The organism is Streptomyces aureus, from assembly GCF_001418135.1.
Taxonomy (GTDB): domain Bacteria; phylum Actinomycetota; class Actinomycetes; order Streptomycetales; family Streptomycetaceae; genus Streptomyces; species Streptomyces aureus_A.
On the sequence record NZ_LIPQ01000097.1, the window covers coordinates 1 to 19,078 of the forward strand.

A 19,078-nucleotide genomic window follows, 5' to 3' on the forward strand; every position below is an offset into this window, starting at 1 on the left:
TGAGCTGAGGTCCGGGCGCGGCCCGAGCGGCCGACCCGCGCCCGCGGCCCCGAGGGACCCCGGAGGCCTGCGTCAGCGGGCCTCCGGGGGCCGCTGACGCGGCATGTTCGGCCGGGTGCCCGGCGGCAGCGGGAAACGGCCCGAGGGGTGATGACTCTCGGCCCGCGCGGGCACCACGCCCACCGACTGGAGCGCGAGCGGCGCCGGACCCGAACGGAACTCGACCATCCAGTCCGCGGTCTCCGCCCGTACGAGCTCGGTCACGTCCTCCGAGAAGCGGCGCAGCACGCCCAGACAGCGCTCGGCGGCCTCGCTGGCGGTGCCCTCCGTGGGGCCCAGGACCTCCCGGACGCTCTCCGAGGCCCAGTCGAACTGCAGGGCCTGCAGACGCCGCTGCACGGCCTGGGCCGTCGCCACGTCCCTTATCCAGCCGGACGTCAGGCCGAAGTACCGGTCGCAGGCCAGACAGGCGGCGCCGAGCAGCAGCGAGAGGTAGCCCCAGCCCGCGGTGCCCTCCGCGACGCCGGTCAGGTCGAGCAGCGGGAGCGCGGCGCCCGCGATCACCCCGGCGGCCGTGCCGATCCGCAGGATCCGGGCGCTGCGGCGCTTCCAGACGCGGTCGGAGAGGTACCACTCGGTGGTGCGCAGGGCATTGGACTCCACCCACCGGTACAGCTCGTCGAGCCGTTCGGCGGGCTCGCCCCAGTCGCCCAGGGGGAACGGCGTACCGGTCAGATCGCGGTGGACGTCTCCCCCGGGGGACCCCGGTGGCTGCATCTCCGGCTGCTGGCTCACCGGGGGACTCCTCTGTTCAGCTCAGTGCTCTTATCCTTCTGTGACGTGCGGTGCACGTGGTGCCTGCCCTTCCTACCGCCGAATGGTGGGCGGTGGGCCCGGAATCCCAGGATTTCCGCCCGCAAGGGGGTCTTGATCAGGTAGAGGAGCCCGCAGTTTCTCACCCGAAAGAGTGGTGGAGCAGGGCGGGCGGGGACCACGTAGGCTCGGCGTACCGACATACGGACGTACCGAACCTCAGGAGTGACCGTGATTCCCGGTGGTGGTCAGCCCAACATGCAGCAGCTTCTCCAGCAGGCCCAGAAGATGCAGCAGGACCTCGCCCGCGCCCAGCAGGAGCTGGCGGCGACCGAGGTCGACGGACAGGCGGGCGGCGGCCTGGTCAAGGCGACCGTGACCGGCTCCGGCGAGCTGCGCGGCCTGGTCATCGACCCCAAGGCGGTCGACCCGGAGGACACCGAGACGCTCGCCGACCTGATCGTGGCCGCCGTGCAGGCCGCCAACGACAACGCGCAGCAGCTCCAGCAGGCCAAGCTCGGCCCGCTGGCGCAGGGCATGGGCGGCATGCCCGGCCTCGGATTCTGAGCCCGAGGGCCCTTCCGGACCCGAGTGCTCCGCCGAGCCCGAGAACGTTCGGGCGCGGCCCCTGGCTCCCGTGGGCTTCTTAGGCTCGCTTCAAGCCACTACCGTAAGAATCAAGCACTCCCTTGAAAGGGCGTTCCGTGTACGAAGGCGTGGTTCAGGACCTCATCGACGAACTGGGCAGACTGCCCGGCGTCGGTCCCAAGAGCGCGCAGCGGATCGCCTTCCACATCCTCCAGGCAGAGCCGACCGACGTACGGCGTCTCGCGCACGCGCTCCTGGAGGTCAAGGAGAAGGTCAGGTTCTGCGCGGTCTGCGGCAACGTGGCACAGCAGGAGCAGTGCAACATCTGCCGGGACCCGCGCCGCGACCTGACCGTCATCTGTGTGGTCGAGGAGCCGAAGGACGTCGTCGCGATCGAGCGGACCCGCGAGTTCCGGGGGCGGTACCACGTCCTCGGCGGCGCGATCAGCCCGATCGAGGGCGTCGGCCCGGACGACCTCCGCATCCGCGAGCTGCTCGCGCGGCTCGCCGACGGCACCGTCACCGAGCTGATCCTCGCGACCGACCCGAACCTGGAGGGCGAGGCCACCGCGACGTACCTGGCGCGGATGATCAAGCCCATGGGACTCAAGGTGACCCGGCTCGCGAGCGGGCTCCCGGTCGGCGGCGACCTCGAGTACGCCGACGAGGTGACCCTCGGCCGTGCCTTCGAGGGACGGAGGCTGCTAGATGTATGACGACCGGGCCGGCGCGCTCTCAGGGAGGCTCCTCGATGTCTGACCCCACGCTGCACGCGATCACGCAGAACCCCGACGACTTCGCGGTCCAGATCGCCGACTCCATCGAGAGCTTCATCGTCGCGACCACCGAGGTCGCCAAGGGCGACGAGCCGGACAGCGCGGTCCCCTTCCTGCTCCTGGAGATCTCGCAGCTGCTCCTCGCGGGCGGGCGACTCGGCGCGCACGAGGACATCGTCCCGGACGAGCGGTACGAGACGGACACGGGTCCCGAGCCGGACATGGACGACCTGCGCGAGCGGTTCGCCGTGCTCCTCGAACCGGTCGACGTCTTCTCCGAGGTCTTCGACCCGTACGAGCCCCGCAAGGCCCCGGTCCCGGCCCGCATCTCCGACAACCTCGCCGACATCGTCGCCGACCTCCGCCACGGCCTGGCCCACTACCGGGCCGGCCGCACCAGCGAGGCCCTGTGGTGGTGGCAGTTCTCGTACTTCTCCAACTGGGGCCCCACCGCCTCGGCCACCCTCCGCGCCCTCCAGTCCCTCGTCGCCCACGTCCGCCTCGACCAGCCCCTCGCGGCTCTCGACGGCCTCGACACGGACGAGGACCTCACCGAGGACGACCTCGCCGAGGAGGCGGGCCGGGTCATGGCGGAGGAGATCGGCACCCCGCTGGGCATGCGCGAGCGCCTCTGAACGCCTGCGCACGGCTCTGGTTGATCACTCCGTGAGCGCCGCGTCTCAGCATCCGATACCACGTAGGCGTTCGCGGGTCGCTCGTTAGACTGAGCCGATCGCAGCGCCGGCTGCGGCACACACTGAGCGAGGAGCGCACGTGGGCCTTGTCGTGCAGAAGTACGGAGGCTCCTCCGTTGCCGATGCCGAAGGCATCAAGCGCGTCGCCAAGCGAATCGTGGACGCCAAGAAGAACGGCCACCAGGTGGTCGTCGTGGTTTCCGCGATGGGCGACACGACGGACGAGCTGATCGATCTCGCCGAGCAGGTATCCCCGATCCCTGCCGGGCGTGAGTTCGACATGCTGCTGACCGCCGGAGAGCGGATCTCCATGGCCCTGCTGGCCATGGCGATCAAAAACCTGGGCCACGAGGCCCAGTCGTTCACGGGCAGCCAGGCAGGTGTCATCACCGACTCGGTCCACAACAAAGCGCGCATCATCGATGTCACGCCGGGCCGGATCCGCACCGCCCTCGACGAGGGCAACATCGCCATCGTCGCCGGGTTCCAGGGCGTGTCCCAGGACAAGAAGGACATCACCACCCTGGGTCGTGGCGGCTCCGACACGACGGCCGTGGCGCTGGCCGCCGCGCTCGACGCCGAGGTCTGCGAGATCTACACCGACGTCGACGGTGTGTTCACGGCCGACCCCCGCGTGGTGAAGAAGGCGAAGAAGATCGACTGGATCTCCTTCGAGGACATGCTGGAGCTCGCCGCCTCCGGCTCCAAGGTGCTGCTGCACCGGTGCGTCGAGTACGCACGCCGATACAACATCCCGATCCACGTCCGCTCGTCCTTCTCGGGGCTGCAGGGCACCTGGGTCAGCAACGAGCCGCAAGGGGACCGCAAGGTGGAGCAGGCCATCATCTCGGGCGTCGCCCACGACACCTCCGAGGCGAAGATCACCGTCGTCGGCGTGCCGGACAAGCCGGGCGAGGCCGCGGCCATCTTCCGGGCCGTCGCGGACGCCGAGATCAACATCGACATGATCGTGCAGAACGTGTCCGCCGCCTCGACCGGGCTCACGGACATCTCCTTCACCCTCCCCAAGGCCGAGGGCCGCAAGGCCATCGACGCCCTGGAGAAGGCGAAGACCGCGATCGGCTTCGACTCGCTGCGCTACGACGACCAGATCGGCAAGATCTCCCTGGTCGGCGCCGGGATGAAGACCAACCCGGGCGTCACCGCGGACTTCTTCCGCGCGCTCTCCGACGCGGGCGTGAACATCGAGCTGATCTCGACCTCCGAGATCCGCATCTCGGTCGTCACCCGCGCCGACGACGTCAACGAGGCCGTGCGCGCCGTCCACACCGCCTTCGGTCTGGACAGCGACTCGGACGAGGCCGTCGTCTACGGAGGCACCGGCCGATGACGTCGAAGCCGACGCTCGCGGTCGTCGGTGCGACCGGAGCCGTCGGCTCGGTGATGCTCCAGATGCTCACGCACCACGCGGACGTCTGGGGCGAGATCCGCCTCCTCGCCTCCCCGCGCTCGGCCGGCCGGAAGGCCGCCGTGCGCGGGGTGGAGTGCGAGGTCCTCGCGCTGAGCGAGGAGGCCCTGGAAGGCGTCGACCTGGCGCTCTTCCTGGTGCCCGAGGCGGTGGCCGCCCGCTGGGCGCCCGTCGCCGCCACCAAGGGCGCCGTCGTCGTGGACACCTCCGCCGCCTTCCGCGCGGACCCCGACGTCCCCCTCGTGGTCCCCGAGACCAACGCCCACGCGGCGCGCCTACGCCCCCGCGGCATCGTCGCCGGCCCCGGCTGCACCACCCTCGCGCTGGTCGTCGCCGTGGGCGCCCTGCACGCCGAGTTCGGGCTCTCCGAACTGGTCGTCACCGCCCAGCAGGCCGCCAGCGGCGCCGGCGCCGGACAGGCCGGCGTCGACGCGCTCCGCGCCCAGCTCGGCCTGGTCGCGGGCCACGACGACCTGGGCACCCAACCCGGAGACGTACGGCGGGCCGTCGGCGAGAACACCGGGCCCTTCCCCGGACCCCTCGCGCTCAACGTCCTGCCCTGGTCGGGCATGCCAGGCGCCGACGGAGCCTCCTCGGAGGAGGAGCGCGTACGGGACGAGACCCGGCGGATCCTCGCGCTCCCCGCGCTGCGGGTCGCCGCCACCTGTGTGCGCGTGCCCGTCGTCACCGGACACTCCGTCTCCGTGCACGCCCGCTTCGAGCGCCCCGTGCCGCTCGACCGCGCGCACGAGATCCTCGCCACCACGCCCGGGGTCGTGCTGTACGACGACCCCGCCGCGGGCGACTTCCCCACCCCCGCCGATGTCGTCGGCACCGATCCCGCCTGGGTCGGGCGGGTACGGCGCTCCATGGACGACGAGCGGGCGCTCGATTTCTTCGTCTGCGCCGACAACCTGCGCAAGGGCGCCGCCCTCAACGCCCTCCAGATCGCGGAATCGGTTGTCACGTATTTGTAGGGTCTGTGAACGACCTGTGAGCAAATAGGCGTCAGATACCTCTTGAACTGCGGTGATGCCGTGGTCGACGATGCTCTTCCCTCTTACTGCAACCAGTAGTTGGGTGGGAGGCGTCTCTGCGTGCGCTCACCGGTGTGGCGTGGAACACGCTGTGAAGCGGGGTATTGGGGGAGAACGGTTACGCATGGGGACAAACGACTCACCGTCGAAAAGGGTGGCGTACGCGTACAACCCTGCCGGGGGGAAGCGTGTCCAACATGCGTGGCAGACGTACTCGACATCGCGACCATCGCTCCGCTGTGCGGCGCGGGCACCGCTGTGCTCCCCGCGCGGAGCGTCGCCGTCGTTCCCGTACGCGGCACGGCGGTCGTTCCCGCGCGGGGCACGGCGGTCGTTCCCGTACGCGGCACGGCGGTCGTTCCCGCGCGGGGCACGGCGGTCGTTCCCGTACGCGGCACCGCGGTCGTTCCCCACCGCCGCCCGCGCCCGCTCGGCGGCATGCCGGTGATCGCCCCCGTGCCCACCGGATCCCGCGCGAGCTCCGTCGACGGCATCCCGTCGCCCCGGGCCAGCGCCGAAGGCGCCCCGGCGGCCGGAACGACCGTCGACCACCTGACCGAGACCTACCGCGCCCACTACCGGTCGCTCCTCGGCCTCGCCGCCCTGCTCCTCGACGACACCGCCTCCTGCGAGGACGTCGTCCAGGAGGCCTTCATCCGCGTCCATTCGGCCCGCAAGCGGGTGCGCGAGCCCGAGAAGACCCTCGCCTATCTGCGCCAGACCGTCGTGAACCTCTCCCGGTCCGCGCTGCGCCGCCGCATCCTCGGACTCAAACTGCTGTCCAAGCCGATGCCGGACATGGCCAGCGCGGAGGAGGGCGCGTACGACCAGCTGGAGCGCGAGGACCTGATCAAGGCGATGCGCGGACTCCAGCGGCGGCAGCGTGAGGTGCTTGCCCTGCGGTACTTCTCGGACATGACCGAGGTGCAGGTCGCCGAGGCGCTCGGGATATCCCTGGGTTCGGTGAAGGCGTACGGTTCGCGGGGCATCGCGTCGCTGCGCGTCGCGATGGGAGCGACGTCGTGAGCGAGGCACCCGGCAAGGACGTCGACAACGGCGACGACAGCGTCGAGAACGACGTCCCTGATGAACGTGACGACCTGAGTGGACAGCGCATGGTGAACATCGAGCCCGGCCCCGGCGAGGGCGACGGGGACGACGAACTCGCGCTGCGGCGGCTGTTCCAGAGCGCCGTGTCCGGCCTGGAACCCTCCGCCGGCTCGCTCGAGCACCTGCGCCGGGCCGTACCCGCCCGCCGCGCCCGCAAGCGGCAGGCCGTCGTCGGCGCCGCCGCCGCCGCGGTCCTCATCGGCACCGCCGTCCCCGCCTTCGTGCACGTCGCCTCCTCCGGCGGCATCTCCGCCGCCGGCAACCCGGTGAACGCCGGCCACGGCGAGGACGCCCAGGGCGGCACCGGAGCCGAGACCGGCGTCGAGGGCGGCCAGAGCGCCGCACCCCCCGCGAGCACCGTGTCGCCCAGCCAGGGCGCCGCCGAAGGCTCCGCGGGCAAGCCGCAGCGACCCGGCCCCGGCGTGTCCTCCACCGGCCGGCAGGAGGCGGAGGCCCGCCCCGGATCCTTTCCGGCGTGCGCGGCGGAGCAGCTCGGCGTCAGCTCGGCGGGAGCCGGTGGACCCGACGGGGAGGGCAAGGTGCACGGCACCTTCCGCATCGCCAACATCTCCGACCGGGTGTGCATCGTGGACGGCAGCGGAGTCGTCGGCTTCGAGGCCCGCGGCGCCGCCGACCCGGCGCGGATCTCGGTGATCCGGCACACCTCGGGGGACGGGGGCAGCGGACTGCCCGACCCCTCCGAGGAGTACTCCTCGCTGGCCCTGAAGCCGAACACCTCCTACGAGGTGAAGTTCGTCTGGGTGCCGAGCGAGACCTGTCCGACGACACCCACCACCCCGACCCCGACGGTGCCGCCGCCGACCGAGCCGCCGACCACACCGCCGACGACGGACACCCCGACCCACGGCACGGGCAGCCCCGACCCCAGCGAGGGCACGGGCTCCGGAGGGAGCGGTACGGATCCGGGCACCGGCCCGGAGACCGGCGCCGGGTCCGGCGCCGCGCCCCAGCTGCTCCATGAGGACGGCCCGGCGGACGGCAGCGTCCTGGTCAGCCATGTCGCGGAGCCGGGCGGCCCCTCGGCGTCGGCGACCATCCCCAACGCCTGCGCGGGCACGATCTACCGGACCGGGGTCCTGGCCGGCTCCTGACCAACAGGCCGGCGCCTCGTCGCGGGTCGCCTCCGCCTCGCGGCGCCGGCTCCTGACCTACAGGCCCGGCGCCTTGTCGCGGTTGCCTCCGCCTCGTGGCGCCGGCTGCTGTCCTACAGGCCCAGCGCCTCGTCGCGGTTGCCTCCGCCTCGTGGCGCCGGCTGCTGTCCTACAGGCCCAGCGCCTCGTCGCGGGTCGCCTCCGCCTCGCGGCGGACCAGGCGGAACCACATGAAGAGGACGAAGCCGGCGAAGACGAACCACTCGGCGGTGTAGCCGAGGTTCTGGAAGGCCTTCGCGTCCAGGCTCGTGCCCGCCGCGGCCGCCGCCGGGACCGGGGTGAGCCCGGCGGGGGAGTCGGCGAGCGTGATCCAGGCGTCGTAGACGTCGTCCGTGACCACGTTCACCAGGGCAGCCGCGCTGATCATCCCCAGCTGGCCCTCGGGCAGCCCTCCGGCCTTGGCGACACCCTTGGTGCCGCCGTTCTCCGAGGCCTGGAGCGCGCCCACGACCGTGACCTCGCCGGACGGCGGGGCGGGGACCTTCGCGCCCGTGGGGACCCAGCCGCGGACCACCGGAAGCGACCTGCCTCCGTCCGTCCGCAGCAGCGTCAGCACGTAGCTGCCGGTCCGGCCGTCCAGATCACGGTCCGGGACGAGGAACTGCTCCCCGAACGTGCCGCGCGCCTCGGCCGACCGGCCCGAGGTCTCCTTGTCCACCGGGAGCAGGGAGTCCAGCGGCGCCGCCTTCAGCGCGCTCGCGGCGGGTCGCTTCTCGGCCGCCTCGTGGGAGTCGACGCGATCCTCGAACTTGCCCAGCTGCCAGGTCCCCATGAACACACAGAACGGGATCGCCAGCAGGACGAAGACGTTGATCCCCCACCAGCGGGGCGTTCTCAGGAACCGGTACACGCCCCCCACGGTACGCAAGCGCCCTCGGCCCCCCGTCGGCCGGGTCCCCGGCCGCCTCAGCTCTCCACCGGACCACCCCCCAGGTGCTTCGCGGCGAATGCCAGGTCAAGGCCGACCTGCTTGATCCGCTCCTCCACCACCAGCGAGCCGTGGCCCGCGTCGTAGCGGTACACCTCGTGGACCGCGCCCCGAGCCTTGAGCCGGTCGACGTAGTTGTCGATCTGGCGGATCGGGCAGCGCGGGTCGTTGACGCCGGCCGAGATGTGCACCGGGGCCCTCACCGCGTCCACGTACGTCAGCGGCGACGAGGCCGCGTACCGATCGGGCACCTCCTCGGGGGAGCCGCCGAGCAGCGTCCGGTCCAGCGCCTTGAGGGCCTCCATCTCGTCCTCGTACGCCGCGACGTAGTCCGCGACGGGGACCGCGGCGAGCCCGACCGCCCAGGCCTCCGGCTGCGTACCGATGCCGAGGAGCGTCAGATAGCCACCCCAGGAGCCGCCGGACAGCACGAGCCGGGACGGGTCGGCGAGGCCGCTCGCCACCGCCCAGGCGCGGACCGCGTCGATGTCCTCCAGCTCGATCAGACCGACCCGGTGCTTGAGCGCGTCCGTCCACTCCCGTCCGTACCCCGTGGAGCCCCGGTAGTTGACCCGCACCACCGCGTACCCGTGGTCCACCCAGGCCGCCGGGCCCGACGCGAAGGCGTCGCTGTCGTGCCAGGTGGGGCCGCCGTGCACCTCGAAGACCGTGGGGAAGGGGCCCTCGCCCGCCGGGCGCTGCACGAGCGCGTGGACCCTGCCGCCCGGGCCCTCCACCCACACGTCCTCCACCGGCACCGACGGCGGCGCCTTCGGGCCGGGCGGGTCGAGGACGACGCCGCCGTCCGTGGACCGCACCACCGGCGGCTCGGCGGCCGAGGACCACAGGTACTCCACGCTGCCGTCCGGCCGGGCCGTCGCGCTCGACACCGAACCGGCCGGGGTCTCCACCCGGACCAGGGCGCCGGTGTGGATCTCGTACCGCCACAGCTCGCTGCGGGCCTCGAAGCTGTGCACGATGAGCAGGCCCGAGCCGTCCGGGTACCACTCGGCCGACACGTCGCCCGGCAGGTCGAGCCGGAGATCGGTCTCCGTGCCCGCCGCCACGTCCCAGATCATCGGCTCCCAGCGGCCGCGCCGCTGGTGCCCGACGAGCAGCCGGCTGTCGCCGTCCACGGGCGCGAAGCCGAGGACCGCGAGCCCCAGCTCCTCCGTGCCGCCCTTGGTGTCGTCGAGCTCGGCGAGCACGCTCGCGTCCGAGGAGCGCAGCACCCGCAGCGCCGAGTGCATCGCGTCCCCGTGCTCGGTGTGCTCGACGGCGATCAGGGAGCCGTCGTACGACAGGTCGCCGACCCCGGCCGACTCCCGGTGCCGGTAGATCTCGACCGGGCCGTCGGCCCCGGGGCGTACGAGGTGGACCGTCGAGCCGTCCTCGTCCGTGGAGCGGCCCACCAGGAGCGTCCCGTCCCGGCCGATGGCGAGCCCCGCCGGGTAGGAGGCGTCCAGGCCGGGCACGGCCGGCTCGTCCGGGCCGCCGCCGAACGGCTGGCGCATCCACACCCCGAACTCGTCCCCGTCGGTGTCCGCGAACCACCAGATCCAGGCGCCGTCCGGCGACAGGGTGCCGTCCGTCGTGCCGTTGGGCCGGTCCGTGACCTGGCGCTGCTCCCCGCTCGCCCGGTCCCAGGCGTACAGCTCGTACGTCCCCGTCGCGTTCGACACGAAGAGCGAGCGGTCCGGGGCCTCCTCCGCCCACTCGGGCAGGGAGACGCGCGGCGCGCGGAAGCGCCGCTGCCACGCGGGGGCCGGGTCGGTGAGCTCGCCCTCGAGCTCGGAGTTCTTGCTCTCAGTCATGGCACCCATGATGCTCCGCGCGGCGGACAATCGGGTCGCGTCACCCTCAACCTGTGGATAACCTCGCGGACATGTACTCGCCGACGCCCGAAGACTGGCACGAGGTCAACCGCGCACGCTGGGACGAGCGCGTCCCCATCCACGCCGCGAGCGACTTCTACGACCTCGACGCCTTCCGCGCGGGCAAGGACGCCCTGCGGGACTTCGAGCTCGCGGAGGTCGGCGACGTCACCGGACGTTCCCTGCTGCACCTGCAGTGCCACATCGGCCTCGACACCCTCTCCTGGGCCCGCCACGGCGCCTCGCACGTCGTCGGCCTGGACTTCTCCGAGCCGGCCGTCGAGACCGCCCGCTCGCTCGCCGCGGACCTGGGCCTCACGCAGGACCGGGCGGCCTTCGTCGCGGCCGATGTGTACGACGCGGCGGAGGCCGTCCCGGACAGCGCCTACGACATCGTCTACACGGGCTGCGGGGCGCTGAACTGGCTGCCCGACATCGAGCGCTGGGCGGAGACCGCCGCCTCGCTGGTCGCCCCCGGCGGCTTCCTCTACGTGGCCGAGTTCCATCCGCTCACCGACTCGCTCGACGACGAGACCGGCAGCCGGGTCGTGAACGACTACTTCGTCCGCGATCCCTGGGTGGACACCAGCCCGGGCACGTACGCCGAGCTCGACGCCGCCACCGTCCACAACCGCACCGTGGAATGGGTGCACCCGGTCGGCGAGGTCGTCACCGCGCTCGCCAGGGCCGGCCTGCGGATCGAGTTCCTGCACGAGCACGACGCCTCGCTGTACCCGCGCTACGGCGCGCTCCAGCGGCACGAGGACGGCTACTACCGCTTCCCCGCGGACCGGCCCCGCATCCCGATGATGTACTCGGTCAAGGCGACCCGCCCGGCCGCCTGAGCCGCCTCCCCGGGCCGGCTTCCCCGGCCGCCGGAGCGAGTACCCGGCGGCTCACGGAAGCCGGATCACCGCGCGCCCGCCCGTGAGGTCCACCGTCGAGTGGTGCGGCGGGGCGCCGTCCTCCTCGTCGTCGCGCAGCACCAGGGCGCTCTGCCGCTCCTTGAGCTCGTTCTGCTTGCCCTGCGAGAAGGTGGCGTGGAGCTGCTCGAACCCGGTCGACGAGATCTGCCCGCGGCGCTTCCCGCGGCCGGTCATGCGCAGGATCTGATCGGCGAACGCGATCACGGTCAGCAGGATGACCAGACCGGGCAGCGTCACGAACACGGCGAACTCCATACCGGCCATCAGACCACGCCCGTACGGGGCGTGTCAGGGGGTGCCGGGGCGGATGTGGTGCATCCGCCGCCCGTCGGGGCCGAGGACCTGCGCCCCGATCTTGTGGGTGCGCAGCGCGAGCGCGGTGCCCGCGATCCGCAGCGCCGGGGCGGCCCGTACGAACGCCGACGTGACCTCGTGCAGTTCGTCGACCGTGCGGAGCCACATCGCGACGGCCAGGTTGTGCGGGCCGGTGACCGAGGTGACGAGCCGGGTCTGGGGCAGCCGGGCGAGCGCCGCCACGGTCGCCGGCACCTCCAGCGGCGGTACGTCGGTGGTGACCATCGCCCACATCGGACGCCCGGAGAACCTCGGCGCCGGCAGGCAGTGGTGGTGGAGGGCGCCGCCCGCCGACAGGGCGTCCAGCCTCCGCCGTACCGTCGACTCGCTCGTACCGCACTGCCGGGCCAGTTCGGCGGCGCTGCGGCGGGCGTCCCCCGCCAGCTCCGCGATCAGCCGGTGGTCGAGTTCCGTGAGGTTCGGGAAGGGACGCGCGTGCGCGCCGCGTGGCCGCCGGTCCCCGCCCGTGAGTTCCGCGAGGAGCTGGACCTGACCCGGGGTGAGCTGCTCGATCCGGGACCGGTACGGGCGGTTGTGCATCCGGGTGACGACCTGGGTGCGGCACCGGAGCACCCCTGGCAGCCGCCGTACGCGTCCGGCGAGGTAGCCGTCGAGGGCGTACAGGTCGGGGCTGATCACGAGCAGGACGAGGTCGGCGTCGCCGGTCACCTGGTGGACGCCGAGGGTGTGCTGATCGCCCGCGACCTCGGTCGCGGTGGCCTCGGAGGTGCCCGCGGCGCACTCCAGCTCGACCCAGGCGTAGAGCATCTCGTCCGAGCCGTGGCGGGCGGCGAGCAGCGAACTCCAGGCGTACCCTCCGGCCGTGAGGTGCTCCCAGCGCCGGGCGAGGGTGTCCGGACTCGCCCCGAGCACGGCCGAGAGCTGGGTCCAGCTGGCGCGCGGGGCCATCTGCAGTGCGTGGATCAGCGAAAGATCCGCCTCTCCCAGGACGGATTCCCCGGTCGTCATTTCCCTCCCTGGTCGATCTCCGGCAAACCGTGGGTGTGGGTTCCGGGGCGCCCCAGGATGGAACCGAGGCATATGCATTCAAGCCGCAACGGCGGTCGTTCGCCATGGACTCGGGCACAACTCACACACGGGGAGAGGACGGGGGCGATGCGCATGGGGACCGAGGATCCACCCGAGACCGCGGAGCCGCCGCTCGGGGGCGGGCCGGTGAGCGAGGAAGGGCCGTCGTGGGGCGGGCCGGTGAACGAGGAAGGGCCGTCGTGGGGCGGCCCGGAGAGCGAGGAGCGGCTGCTGTGGGGCGAGCCGGTGAGCGCCGACCAGCTCGCCGCCGCCGAGCGCGGATACGCCCGCTGCGGGCCCGCCGAACGACTCCTGTGGGAGCGGCTGTCCGTCTTCGAGGGGGCCTTCGGCCGGGACGCCGTCCACGAGGTGTGCGCGTCGTGGACGCTGCCCCCGGGGACGGTCCTCGCCGTCCTCGACCGGCTCGTGCCGCTCGCCCTCCTTCCCGTCGACGACCTGTTCGCCGGCGAGGACGACGTCCCCCGCTACTGGATGCCGCACCCGATGCGGGCCGTGGGCGCCCGCCGGCTCACCGAACGCGGCGACCGCCCGGAACTCGTCCTGCGGCACCGGCGGTGGTGCGTGAAGCTCGCCCGGCGGGCAGCCGACTGGTGGCAGAGCGGCCGGCAGCTCGACGCCCGCGACCTCGCGCTGCGCGAACTCCCCGACCTGGCGGCCGCCATGGACCCGACGACCGCGCCGCACGCACGGGACGACGAGGCGGGCACCGCCGTCGAGATCGCCGTCTCGCTGTGGTTCCTGTGGGTCGTCTGCGGGCGGGTCGCCGAGGGCCGGACCCGGCTGCGGCACGCCCTCGCCCTGCTCGGCGGGGAGCCGACGGCCCGCGCCCTGTGGCTCGCCGCGTTCCTGGAACTGGAGTCGGGCCGCCCGGAGGAGGCGGATCCGCTGCTCGTCCGGGCCTGGGCCGCGGCCGTACGGGACGGGGACGACGGAGCCCTGGGGCTCCTCGCCCATCTGCGGGGCTCGACCGCGCTCTATCAGGGCCGCACCCGCGCGGCGGCGGACGAGTTCCGGGAGGCCCTCGCGCTGATGGGGGAGTACCCGGAGTTCGGCCCGACCCGGCACGCGTGCTGGGCGGGTATCGCGATCGCCCTGTGCCGTACGGACCCGGAGGCCGCGCAGGAGGCCCTCGACCAGGCCGACCTGGACCGCGAGAGCCGGTGGTCGTGGTCGGGCCGTGACATGTACGCCGAGGCCTGGTCGTACGTCGCCCGCGCCGAGCTCGCGGCCTGGGACGGCGATCTGGAGCGGGCCGCCGAGCACGCCCGGTGGGCGCTCCGGGAACATCTGCGCATGGGGTCGGCGGCGGGCGCGGCCGGTGCGGCGGAACTCCTCGCCCAGATCCGGGTGTCGGCGGGCAGGCGGGACGCGGCGGCCCATCTGCTGGGCGCGGTGGACCTGTTACGGAGCTCGGTCTTCGACGCCTCGTACCGGCCCGCCGAGTTCTGCGTGGTGACCCGGGCCCGGAGCGAGCGGGCGCTCCGGTTGCTGCTCGGCGGCCGGGAACTCCGGTACGCCTACGAAGAGGGCGCGCGGCGCGGCCTGTTCACCCTGGCGGGGGAGGCCTGAGGTCTGCCTACGATGCCGTCATGTCGTACGCCTTCGCCGTCTCCGCGGTCTTCCTGCTGTTCTTCGCGCTCGGTGTACGACGGGACCGGCGCCGCTTCGGCAACGCCGTGCACCTCGGCCTCGCCGTCACCTTCTTCGGGGTCGGGCTGCTCGCCGGGGTCGAGGACGCCCCGCCCGGCGTCGCCGAGACGGTGATGATCTGCGGGCTGCTGGTGCTCGGTCTCGGCCCGGTCGTCCTCGCGGGGCTGCTCACCGCGAACGGCGTGAAGATGGTCCGCAAGGAGGGCAGAAGCCCGTCCAACCTGCTCTCGCTCCTCGCCGGGCTCGGCATGTTCGGCGTGATGGTCCTGGCGGTGACGGCCGCCGCCACCGACTCGTGGGCCCTGCAGATCCTCGTCGTCACCCTCCTCCTCGTCCTCGGCTACGTCTCGTTCCTCTTCGTCTGCTTCGTGGGCTACGCGTTCCTGTACGGCCGGATGAGGATCCGCCGCGACGCCGACTACGTCGTGGTGCTCGGCTCCGGCCTGATCGGCGGCCGCCGGGTGCCCCCGCTCCTCGCGAGCCGCCTGGACCGGGGGCGCGAGGTGCACGAGAGGCTGGCCGCGTACGAGCGGCGTGACGGCGGGGCCCCCGTCCTCATCGTCTCGGGCGGCCAGGGTCCCGACGAGGAGGTGCCCGAGTCCCAGGCGATGGCCGACTACCTCGTCGAGCGCGGGTTCCCGCCGGGCGCGCTGGTGCGCGAGGACCGCTCGCGCACCACCGAGGAGAACATGATCTTCAGCAAGGAGCTGATGGAGCGGGACCGGCCGGGCTCCTCGTGCGTGATCGTCACCAACAACTTCCACGCCTTCCGGGCCGCGATCCTGGCCCGCCGCGCGGGTGTGGACGGCCAGGTGGTGGGCTCGCCGACCGCCGCCTACTTCTGGCCGTCCGCGACCATGCGCGAGTTCGCCGCGGTCTTCCTCCAGTACAAGGTGGTCAACCTCGGGATCCTGGGGACCCTGATCCTGCTCGGGGCACTCGTGTGGGCGAGCCGCTGAGTCCGGCGCTCGGTCATCGGGGTGCTCCGTTCCGCGGGGGCGCTGATCGGCGTACCGGTCCATCTGAACACCGGGCCCGTGGGGGCGCACTCCGGCCGTGATTCCGCGCCGGTGCACCGCGGGAGCGGCGGGATCGGGGGTCCGTACCTACTCTGGAGGTACGGAGGTCACCCATGAGCCGACGGCACCACTTCCACATCGACCACCTCGGGCACTCGGTCTCCGCGACCGTCCAGACCGGGCACAGGTCCGTCGTCGAGATCCTCGTCGACGGCAAGGAGACCGGCCATGCCGCGATCAAGGACGACCAGCCGGTCACGGTCCCGGTCGAGCTGCCGACCGACCCGCCGACGACGGTGACCGTACGGGCCGCCACGGGGCCGGGCGAACCGCACTGTCTGCTGCTCGCGACGGCGGACGGGGAGCCGCAGGTGATGGCGCCCAGGCCGTACTGAGAGGCCCCGGTGCCACCGAGGCCGTACGGGAGCCGTGGGTCAGGAGAGCCAGGCCATCCCGATGATCAGGAAGACCACGAAGGCGATGGCACCGGCGACGGCGGCCGTCTTGCGGGGGCGCCGCCGGGAGAGCTCCGCGAGCCCGCCCGTGGTGCTGCCGGGCCGCTCACGTCGCCGGGAGGCGGGCGCCCCGGCGGACGAGGGTCTGTGCGCCTGCGCGGCCGAGGGTCTGTGCGCCTGCGCGGCCGAGGGTCTGTGCGCCTGCGCGGACGAGGGTCTGTGCGCCTGTCCGGGCATGGGCGCCGGTACGGGCATGGGCGCGGCGCCGGGCAGGGGCGCGGCCCCCGGTATCCGACCTGTTCCCGGCATCTGACCGGTCCCCGGCATCGGCGCGGAGCGGGTGGCGACGCCCGCCGGGAGACCGGCGGGGTGGTGCGGGGCGTGCGGCCCGGGCTGCGCCGGGACGGGCCGGGCATAGGCGCGCCAGGCGCCCGAGGAGAACCAGTCCGCGATGGCCTGGGCCGGCGGCCGCTGCTCCGGCTGCTTGGCCAGCAGGCTCAGCAGGTACGTCTCGAACTCGGGCGGCAGAGCCACCCCGAGCCGGCCGGGCGGCACCGGGGCGGTGTCGATGTGCTGGTACAGCAGGGCCGTGGCGGTGTCCGCGCGGAACGGCGGGCGGCCGGTGAGGAGTTGGTAGAGCACGCAGCCGAGCGAGTACACGTCGGAGGCGGGCGAGGCGGGCTGCCCGAGAGCTCGCTCGGGGGCGAGGTAGAGCCCCGTGCCGACGATCTGGCCCGTCGTCGTGAGCGCCCCCGAGGGGTCGTCGACGAAGCGGGCGATGCCGAAGTCGGCGAGCTTCACCGTCCCGTCGGCGTCGACCAGGAGGTTCCCCGGCTTGATGTCCCGGTGCACGACACCCTGCCGGTGCGCGGCGGCCAGCCCGGCGGCCGCGTGCGCGGCGACCACGGCGACCCGCTCGGCGGGCAGCAGCAGCGGATCGGACGGACTGCCGGCGAGGCTGTCGCCCTCCACCAACTCCATGACGAGGAACAGCTTTCCGTCCCAGGTGCCGAAGTCGAAGACGCCCACCACGTGCGGGTGGCTCAGCCGGGCGGCGGTCTGCGCCTCCAGCCGGAACCGGTCGGCGGCGGAGGGGTCGGTCCCGTGCGCCAGCATCAGCTTCACGGCGACGTCCCGGCCGAGCACCTCGTCGGTGGCCTGCCACACCTCACCCATACCGCCCCGGCCGATACACACATGAAGCCGATATCGGTCCGCGACCAGCACCTGGAGACCACCCCTTCGACGATCGTTCAACTTGACGGAAGGGAACCAGCGTAGAGCCGCCGGACGACGCCTTTCGCCGCGCTCCCCCCGGGGCGTCCGCCGACCCACGTGAAGAAGCCCACGTCCGGCACCCCCGCCCCGGTGATACGGGCGGGGCGATGGACGACGACCGAGGCTCGGGTGAACGGAAGGTGGCGCCGGACGGTTAGCATCGCGGGCCGGAGTGAGTCCGGAAATGAGTGCCGGCGGACGCCGGTGATCGTGGAACGGAGAGAGTCGTGGCGCGACCTCGTGTGGGCGTGGCGGTACTGACGATGGGCACGCGCCCCGACGAGCTGCGGGCGCTGCTCGACGCCGTGGCGGCGCAGGACGAGGCCGCCACCCGGATCGTGGTCGTCGGCAACGGCACCGGGACCCTGCCGGAGCTCCCCGAGGGCGTGACCGGCGTCGAACTGCCCGAGAACCGGGGCGTGTCCGGGGGCCGGAACGTCGCGATCGAGACACTGCGCGCGTTCGGCGACGTCGACGTGCTGGTGGACCTCGACGACGACGGGCTGCTCGTCGACACGGACGTCTTCCGCCGCCTGGCCGACCTGTACGAGGGGGACGACGCCCTCGGCGTCGTCTCGTTCCGCATCGCCGACGAGACGGGCGAGACGCAGCGCCGCCACGTCCCCCGCCTGGGGGCGAAGGACCCGATGCGCGGCGGGGAGGTCACGACCTTCCTGGGCGGGGGCCACGGCCTGTCGATGGTGATGCTCGACGAGATCGGCGGCTGGCCGGAGGACTTCTTCTTCACCCACGAGGAGACCGACCTGGCCTGGCGCGCCCTCGACGCGGGCTGGAAGGTCGTCTACGAGCCGAAACTCCTCCTCCAGCACCCGAAGACCAGCCCGGCCCGGCACGCCGTCTACTACCGGATGACCGCCCGCAACCGCGTCTGGCTCGCCAAGCGCAACCTGCCGGCCCTGCTCGTCCCCGTCTACCTGGGCGTCTGGACCCTCCTCACCCTGGCCCGCACCCGCTCCCTGCCGGGCCTCGCGTCCTGGTTCGCCGGCTTCGCGGAGGGCGTCCGCCGCTCCTGCGGCCCCCGCCACCCCATGCGCTGGTCCACGGTCCGCCACATGACCCGCCTGGGCCGCCCACCGGTCATCTGACAAGGAGGCCGCCGCCCCCCGGGGGCGCGGAGCCCCGGTGACCCGCACGTCTCCGGGGCTCCGGGGACGGCTCGGCCGACCATGATCGACTCGTGGACAGCACGGCCGGGATTCGGCAGGATCGGGCGGATGCTGATGCGGGAGAGGCCGGTCGTGGTCGCGGTATGCGGGTCCCCGGGGGCCGGAAAGACCACCGTCGCCCGCGCGACGGCGCGCCGCCTCGGCGTGGCGTTCCTGACCCGGGACGAGATCAAGCTCGGTCTCGGGCTGTCCTCCGCCGCCGTCGCGAAGGACGGTGGTGTTCGGTTCGACCCGGACTTCCACGTCGCCGGCGGCCCTTTGAGCCTCCGCGCCGAGACCGTGATGGTGAACGCGGCCCGGCTGCTCGCCTCCTCGGGAGTGAGCTTCGTCGTGGAGTCCTCCGTGTTATCGCGCGAGCTGCTGGACGCGCTGCTCGCCTGTGACGCCCGGGTGCTCGCTGTTCACGTCGTCGCCCGTGAACCGGTCATCGACGAACGCCTCCGCGCCCGGACGGCCGAAGGCGGCGCCGTCGACCGACAGCTCTTGTCCCAGTTCCGGCGAGGCGAGATGAAGCGGTCGATCTTCGAGCCGCCGGATGGGGTCGATGCCGTCGTCGGATGCGACACCTCGGACGGCGATGCTCCCGACGTCGAACCCATCGAGGCGGCGGTCGTCGCCCTGATCCGATGACGGAGCGCCTCCCGGAGGCACCCCGTTCCGGAACAGAAACAGGTGAGGCCGGTACTGAGATCAGTACCGGCCTCACCTGGTGTTACGGCTGTCGGGGTGGCGGGATT

General features: G+C 72.8%; 19 protein-coding genes. 13 read left to right on the forward strand and 6 right to left on the reverse strand.

The window, feature by feature from the left end; genetic code table 11:
• Positions 1 to 72: 72 nt before the first annotated feature.
• Positions 73 to 777 carry an SLATT domain-containing protein gene (locus tag AOK00_RS09915; RefSeq protein WP_254047298.1) on the reverse strand — a complete coding sequence of 235 codons (705 nt, stop codon included), beginning with the start codon at positions 775 to 777 and terminating at the stop codon, positions 73 to 75.
• Between the two features lie 267 nt (positions 778 to 1,044).
• Between AOK00_RS09915 and AOK00_RS09920 the strand changes: the two genes are divergently transcribed.
• The 7 genes from AOK00_RS09920 to AOK00_RS09950 all read left to right on the forward strand — a co-directional run bounded on the left by AOK00_RS09920 (position 1,045) and on the right by AOK00_RS09950 (position 7,560).
• Positions 1,045 to 1,380, forward strand: coding sequence for a YbaB/EbfC family nucleoid-associated protein (locus AOK00_RS09920; RefSeq protein WP_015034576.1), 336 nt, complete (start codon positions 1,045 to 1,047; stop codon positions 1,378 to 1,380).
• A 137-nt stretch (positions 1,381 to 1,517) separates the two neighbouring features.
• A complete protein-coding gene (recR, locus tag AOK00_RS09925; RefSeq protein ID WP_041662562.1) occupies positions 1,518 to 2,117 on the forward strand; it encodes a recombination mediator RecR in 600 nt (199 codons plus the stop codon).
• 35 nt (positions 2,118 to 2,152) lie between these two features.
• Positions 2,153 to 2,812 carry a DUF5063 domain-containing protein gene (locus AOK00_RS09930; protein WP_055599936.1) on the forward strand — a complete coding sequence of 220 codons (660 nt, stop codon included), beginning with the start codon at positions 2,153 to 2,155 and terminating at the stop codon, positions 2,810 to 2,812.
• Between the two features lie 139 nt (positions 2,813 to 2,951).
• Positions 2,952 to 4,223, forward strand: coding sequence for an aspartate kinase (locus AOK00_RS09935; protein WP_030323500.1), 1,272 nt, complete (start codon positions 2,952 to 2,954; stop codon positions 4,221 to 4,223).
• On the forward strand, positions 4,220 to 5,278 hold the full coding sequence (locus AOK00_RS09940) for an aspartate-semialdehyde dehydrogenase (RefSeq protein WP_055599937.1): 1,059 nt from the start codon (positions 4,220 to 4,222) through the stop codon (positions 5,276 to 5,278). The genes AOK00_RS09935 and AOK00_RS09940 overlap by 4 nt, the downstream gene beginning before the upstream one ends.
• A gap of 261 nt (positions 5,279 to 5,539) precedes the next feature.
• Positions 5,540 to 6,364 (forward strand): SigE family RNA polymerase sigma factor, encoded by an 825-nt coding sequence (locus AOK00_RS09945; RefSeq protein WP_254047296.1) that lies wholly within the window; start codon positions 5,540 to 5,542, stop codon positions 6,362 to 6,364.
• A complete protein-coding gene (locus tag AOK00_RS09950; RefSeq protein WP_055599938.1) occupies positions 6,361 to 7,560 on the forward strand; it encodes a hypothetical protein in 1,200 nt (399 codons plus the stop codon). Before AOK00_RS09945 ends, AOK00_RS09950 begins: the two co-directional genes overlap by 4 nt.
• A gap of 169 nt (positions 7,561 to 7,729) precedes the next feature.
• On the opposite strand, the gene AOK00_RS09955 is transcribed toward AOK00_RS09950, so the two are convergent.
• On the reverse strand, positions 7,730 to 8,470 hold the full coding sequence (locus AOK00_RS09955) for an SURF1 family protein (RefSeq protein ID WP_055599939.1): 741 nt from the start codon (positions 8,468 to 8,470) through the stop codon (positions 7,730 to 7,732).
• A 56-nt stretch (positions 8,471 to 8,526) separates the two neighbouring features.
• A complete protein-coding gene (locus tag AOK00_RS09960) occupies positions 8,527 to 10,371 on the reverse strand; it encodes an alpha/beta hydrolase family protein (RefSeq protein ID WP_055599940.1) in 1,845 nt (614 codons plus the stop codon).
• A gap of 62 nt (positions 10,372 to 10,433) precedes the next feature.
• On the opposite strand from AOK00_RS09960, the gene AOK00_RS09965 reads away from it, so the two are divergent.
• On the forward strand, positions 10,434 to 11,267 hold the full coding sequence (locus tag AOK00_RS09965) for a class I SAM-dependent methyltransferase (RefSeq protein WP_055599941.1): 834 nt from the start codon (positions 10,434 to 10,436) through the stop codon (positions 11,265 to 11,267).
• A gap of 51 nt (positions 11,268 to 11,318) precedes the next feature.
• Here AOK00_RS09965 and AOK00_RS09970 read toward each other — a convergent pair whose 3' ends face one another.
• Both AOK00_RS09970 and AOK00_RS09975 read right to left on the reverse strand, forming a co-directional pair.
• The gene (locus tag AOK00_RS09970) at positions 11,319 to 11,603 is read right to left on the reverse strand and encodes a DUF6191 domain-containing protein (protein ID WP_030323482.1); all 285 of its coding nucleotides are present in this window, start codon (positions 11,601 to 11,603) and stop codon (positions 11,319 to 11,321) included.
• A 33-nt stretch (positions 11,604 to 11,636) separates the two neighbouring features.
• Positions 11,637 to 12,671, reverse strand: a complete 1,035-nt coding sequence (locus AOK00_RS09975) for an Lrp/AsnC family transcriptional regulator (RefSeq protein WP_055599942.1) — start codon at positions 12,669 to 12,671, stop codon at positions 11,637 to 11,639.
• A 147-nt stretch (positions 12,672 to 12,818) separates the two neighbouring features.
• On the opposite strand from AOK00_RS09975, the gene AOK00_RS09980 reads away from it, so the two are divergent.
• The 3 genes from AOK00_RS09980 to AOK00_RS09990 all read left to right on the forward strand — a co-directional run bounded on the left by AOK00_RS09980 (position 12,819) and on the right by AOK00_RS09990 (position 15,816).
• Complete coding sequence (locus AOK00_RS09980; protein WP_254047297.1) at positions 12,819 to 14,321, forward strand: tetratricopeptide repeat protein; 1,503 nt, start codon at positions 12,819 to 12,821, stop codon at positions 14,319 to 14,321.
• A 20-nt stretch (positions 14,322 to 14,341) separates the two neighbouring features.
• Positions 14,342 to 15,361, forward strand: a complete 1,020-nt coding sequence (locus tag AOK00_RS09985) for a YdcF family protein (protein WP_055599943.1) — start codon at positions 14,342 to 14,344, stop codon at positions 15,359 to 15,361.
• 173 nt (positions 15,362 to 15,534) lie between these two features.
• On the forward strand, positions 15,535 to 15,816 hold the full coding sequence (locus AOK00_RS09990) for a hypothetical protein (RefSeq protein WP_055599944.1): 282 nt from the start codon (positions 15,535 to 15,537) through the stop codon (positions 15,814 to 15,816).
• A 39-nt stretch (positions 15,817 to 15,855) separates the two neighbouring features.
• Here the strand turns inward: AOK00_RS09990 and AOK00_RS09995 are convergent, their stop codons facing one another.
• The gene (locus AOK00_RS09995; RefSeq protein ID WP_079041915.1) at positions 15,856 to 17,103 is read right to left on the reverse strand and encodes a serine/threonine-protein kinase; all 1,248 of its coding nucleotides are present in this window, start codon (positions 17,101 to 17,103) and stop codon (positions 15,856 to 15,858) included.
• Between the two features lie 278 nt (positions 17,104 to 17,381).
• Here AOK00_RS09995 and AOK00_RS10000 point away from each other — a divergent pair, with 278 nt between their 5' ends.
• Together AOK00_RS10000 and AOK00_RS10005 are read left to right on the forward strand one after the other, a co-directional pair.
• Positions 17,382 to 18,260, forward strand: coding sequence for a glycosyltransferase family 2 protein (locus AOK00_RS10000; protein ID WP_173861534.1), 879 nt, complete (start codon positions 17,382 to 17,384; stop codon positions 18,258 to 18,260).
• Between the two features lie 129 nt (positions 18,261 to 18,389).
• Entirely contained in the window at positions 18,390 to 18,971 is a 582-nt protein-coding gene (locus AOK00_RS10005; RefSeq protein ID WP_055599947.1) for an AAA family ATPase, read from the forward strand.
• Positions 18,972 to 19,078: the final 107 nt, after the last annotated feature.

What these genes read in the sequence shown, in the direction of transcription:
- AOK00_RS09915 (WP_254047298.1), bottom strand. Translation starts at nt 777, where the DNA reads ATGCAGCCACCGGGGTCCCCCGGGGGAGACGTCCACCGCGATCTGACC.
- AOK00_RS09930 (WP_055599936.1), top strand. Translation starts at nt 2,153, where the DNA reads ATGTCTGACCCCACGCTGCACGCGATCACGCAGAACCCCGACGACTTC.
- AOK00_RS09940 (WP_055599937.1), top strand. Translation starts at nt 4,220, where the DNA reads ATGACGTCGAAGCCGACGCTCGCGGTCGTCGGTGCGACCGGAGCCGTC.
- AOK00_RS09960 (WP_055599940.1), bottom strand. Translation starts at nt 10,371, where the DNA reads ATGGGTGCCATGACTGAGAGCAAGAACTCCGAGCTCGAGGGCGAGCTC.
- AOK00_RS09965 (WP_055599941.1), top strand. Translation starts at nt 10,434, where the DNA reads ATGTACTCGCCGACGCCCGAAGACTGGCACGAGGTCAACCGCGCACGC.
- AOK00_RS09970 (WP_030323482.1), bottom strand. Translation starts at nt 11,603, where the DNA reads ATGGAGTTCGCCGTGTTCGTGACGCTGCCCGGTCTGGTCATCCTGCTG.
- AOK00_RS09975 (WP_055599942.1), bottom strand. Translation starts at nt 12,671, where the DNA reads ATGACGACCGGGGAATCCGTCCTGGGAGAGGCGGATCTTTCGCTGATC.
- AOK00_RS09980 (WP_254047297.1), top strand. Translation starts at nt 12,819, where the DNA reads ATGCGCATGGGGACCGAGGATCCACCCGAGACCGCGGAGCCGCCGCTC.
- AOK00_RS09985 (WP_055599943.1), top strand. Translation starts at nt 14,342, where the DNA reads ATGTCGTACGCCTTCGCCGTCTCCGCGGTCTTCCTGCTGTTCTTCGCG.
- AOK00_RS09990 (WP_055599944.1), top strand. Translation starts at nt 15,535, where the DNA reads ATGAGCCGACGGCACCACTTCCACATCGACCACCTCGGGCACTCGGTC.
- AOK00_RS10005 (WP_055599947.1), top strand. Translation starts at nt 18,390, where the DNA reads ATGCTGATGCGGGAGAGGCCGGTCGTGGTCGCGGTATGCGGGTCCCCG.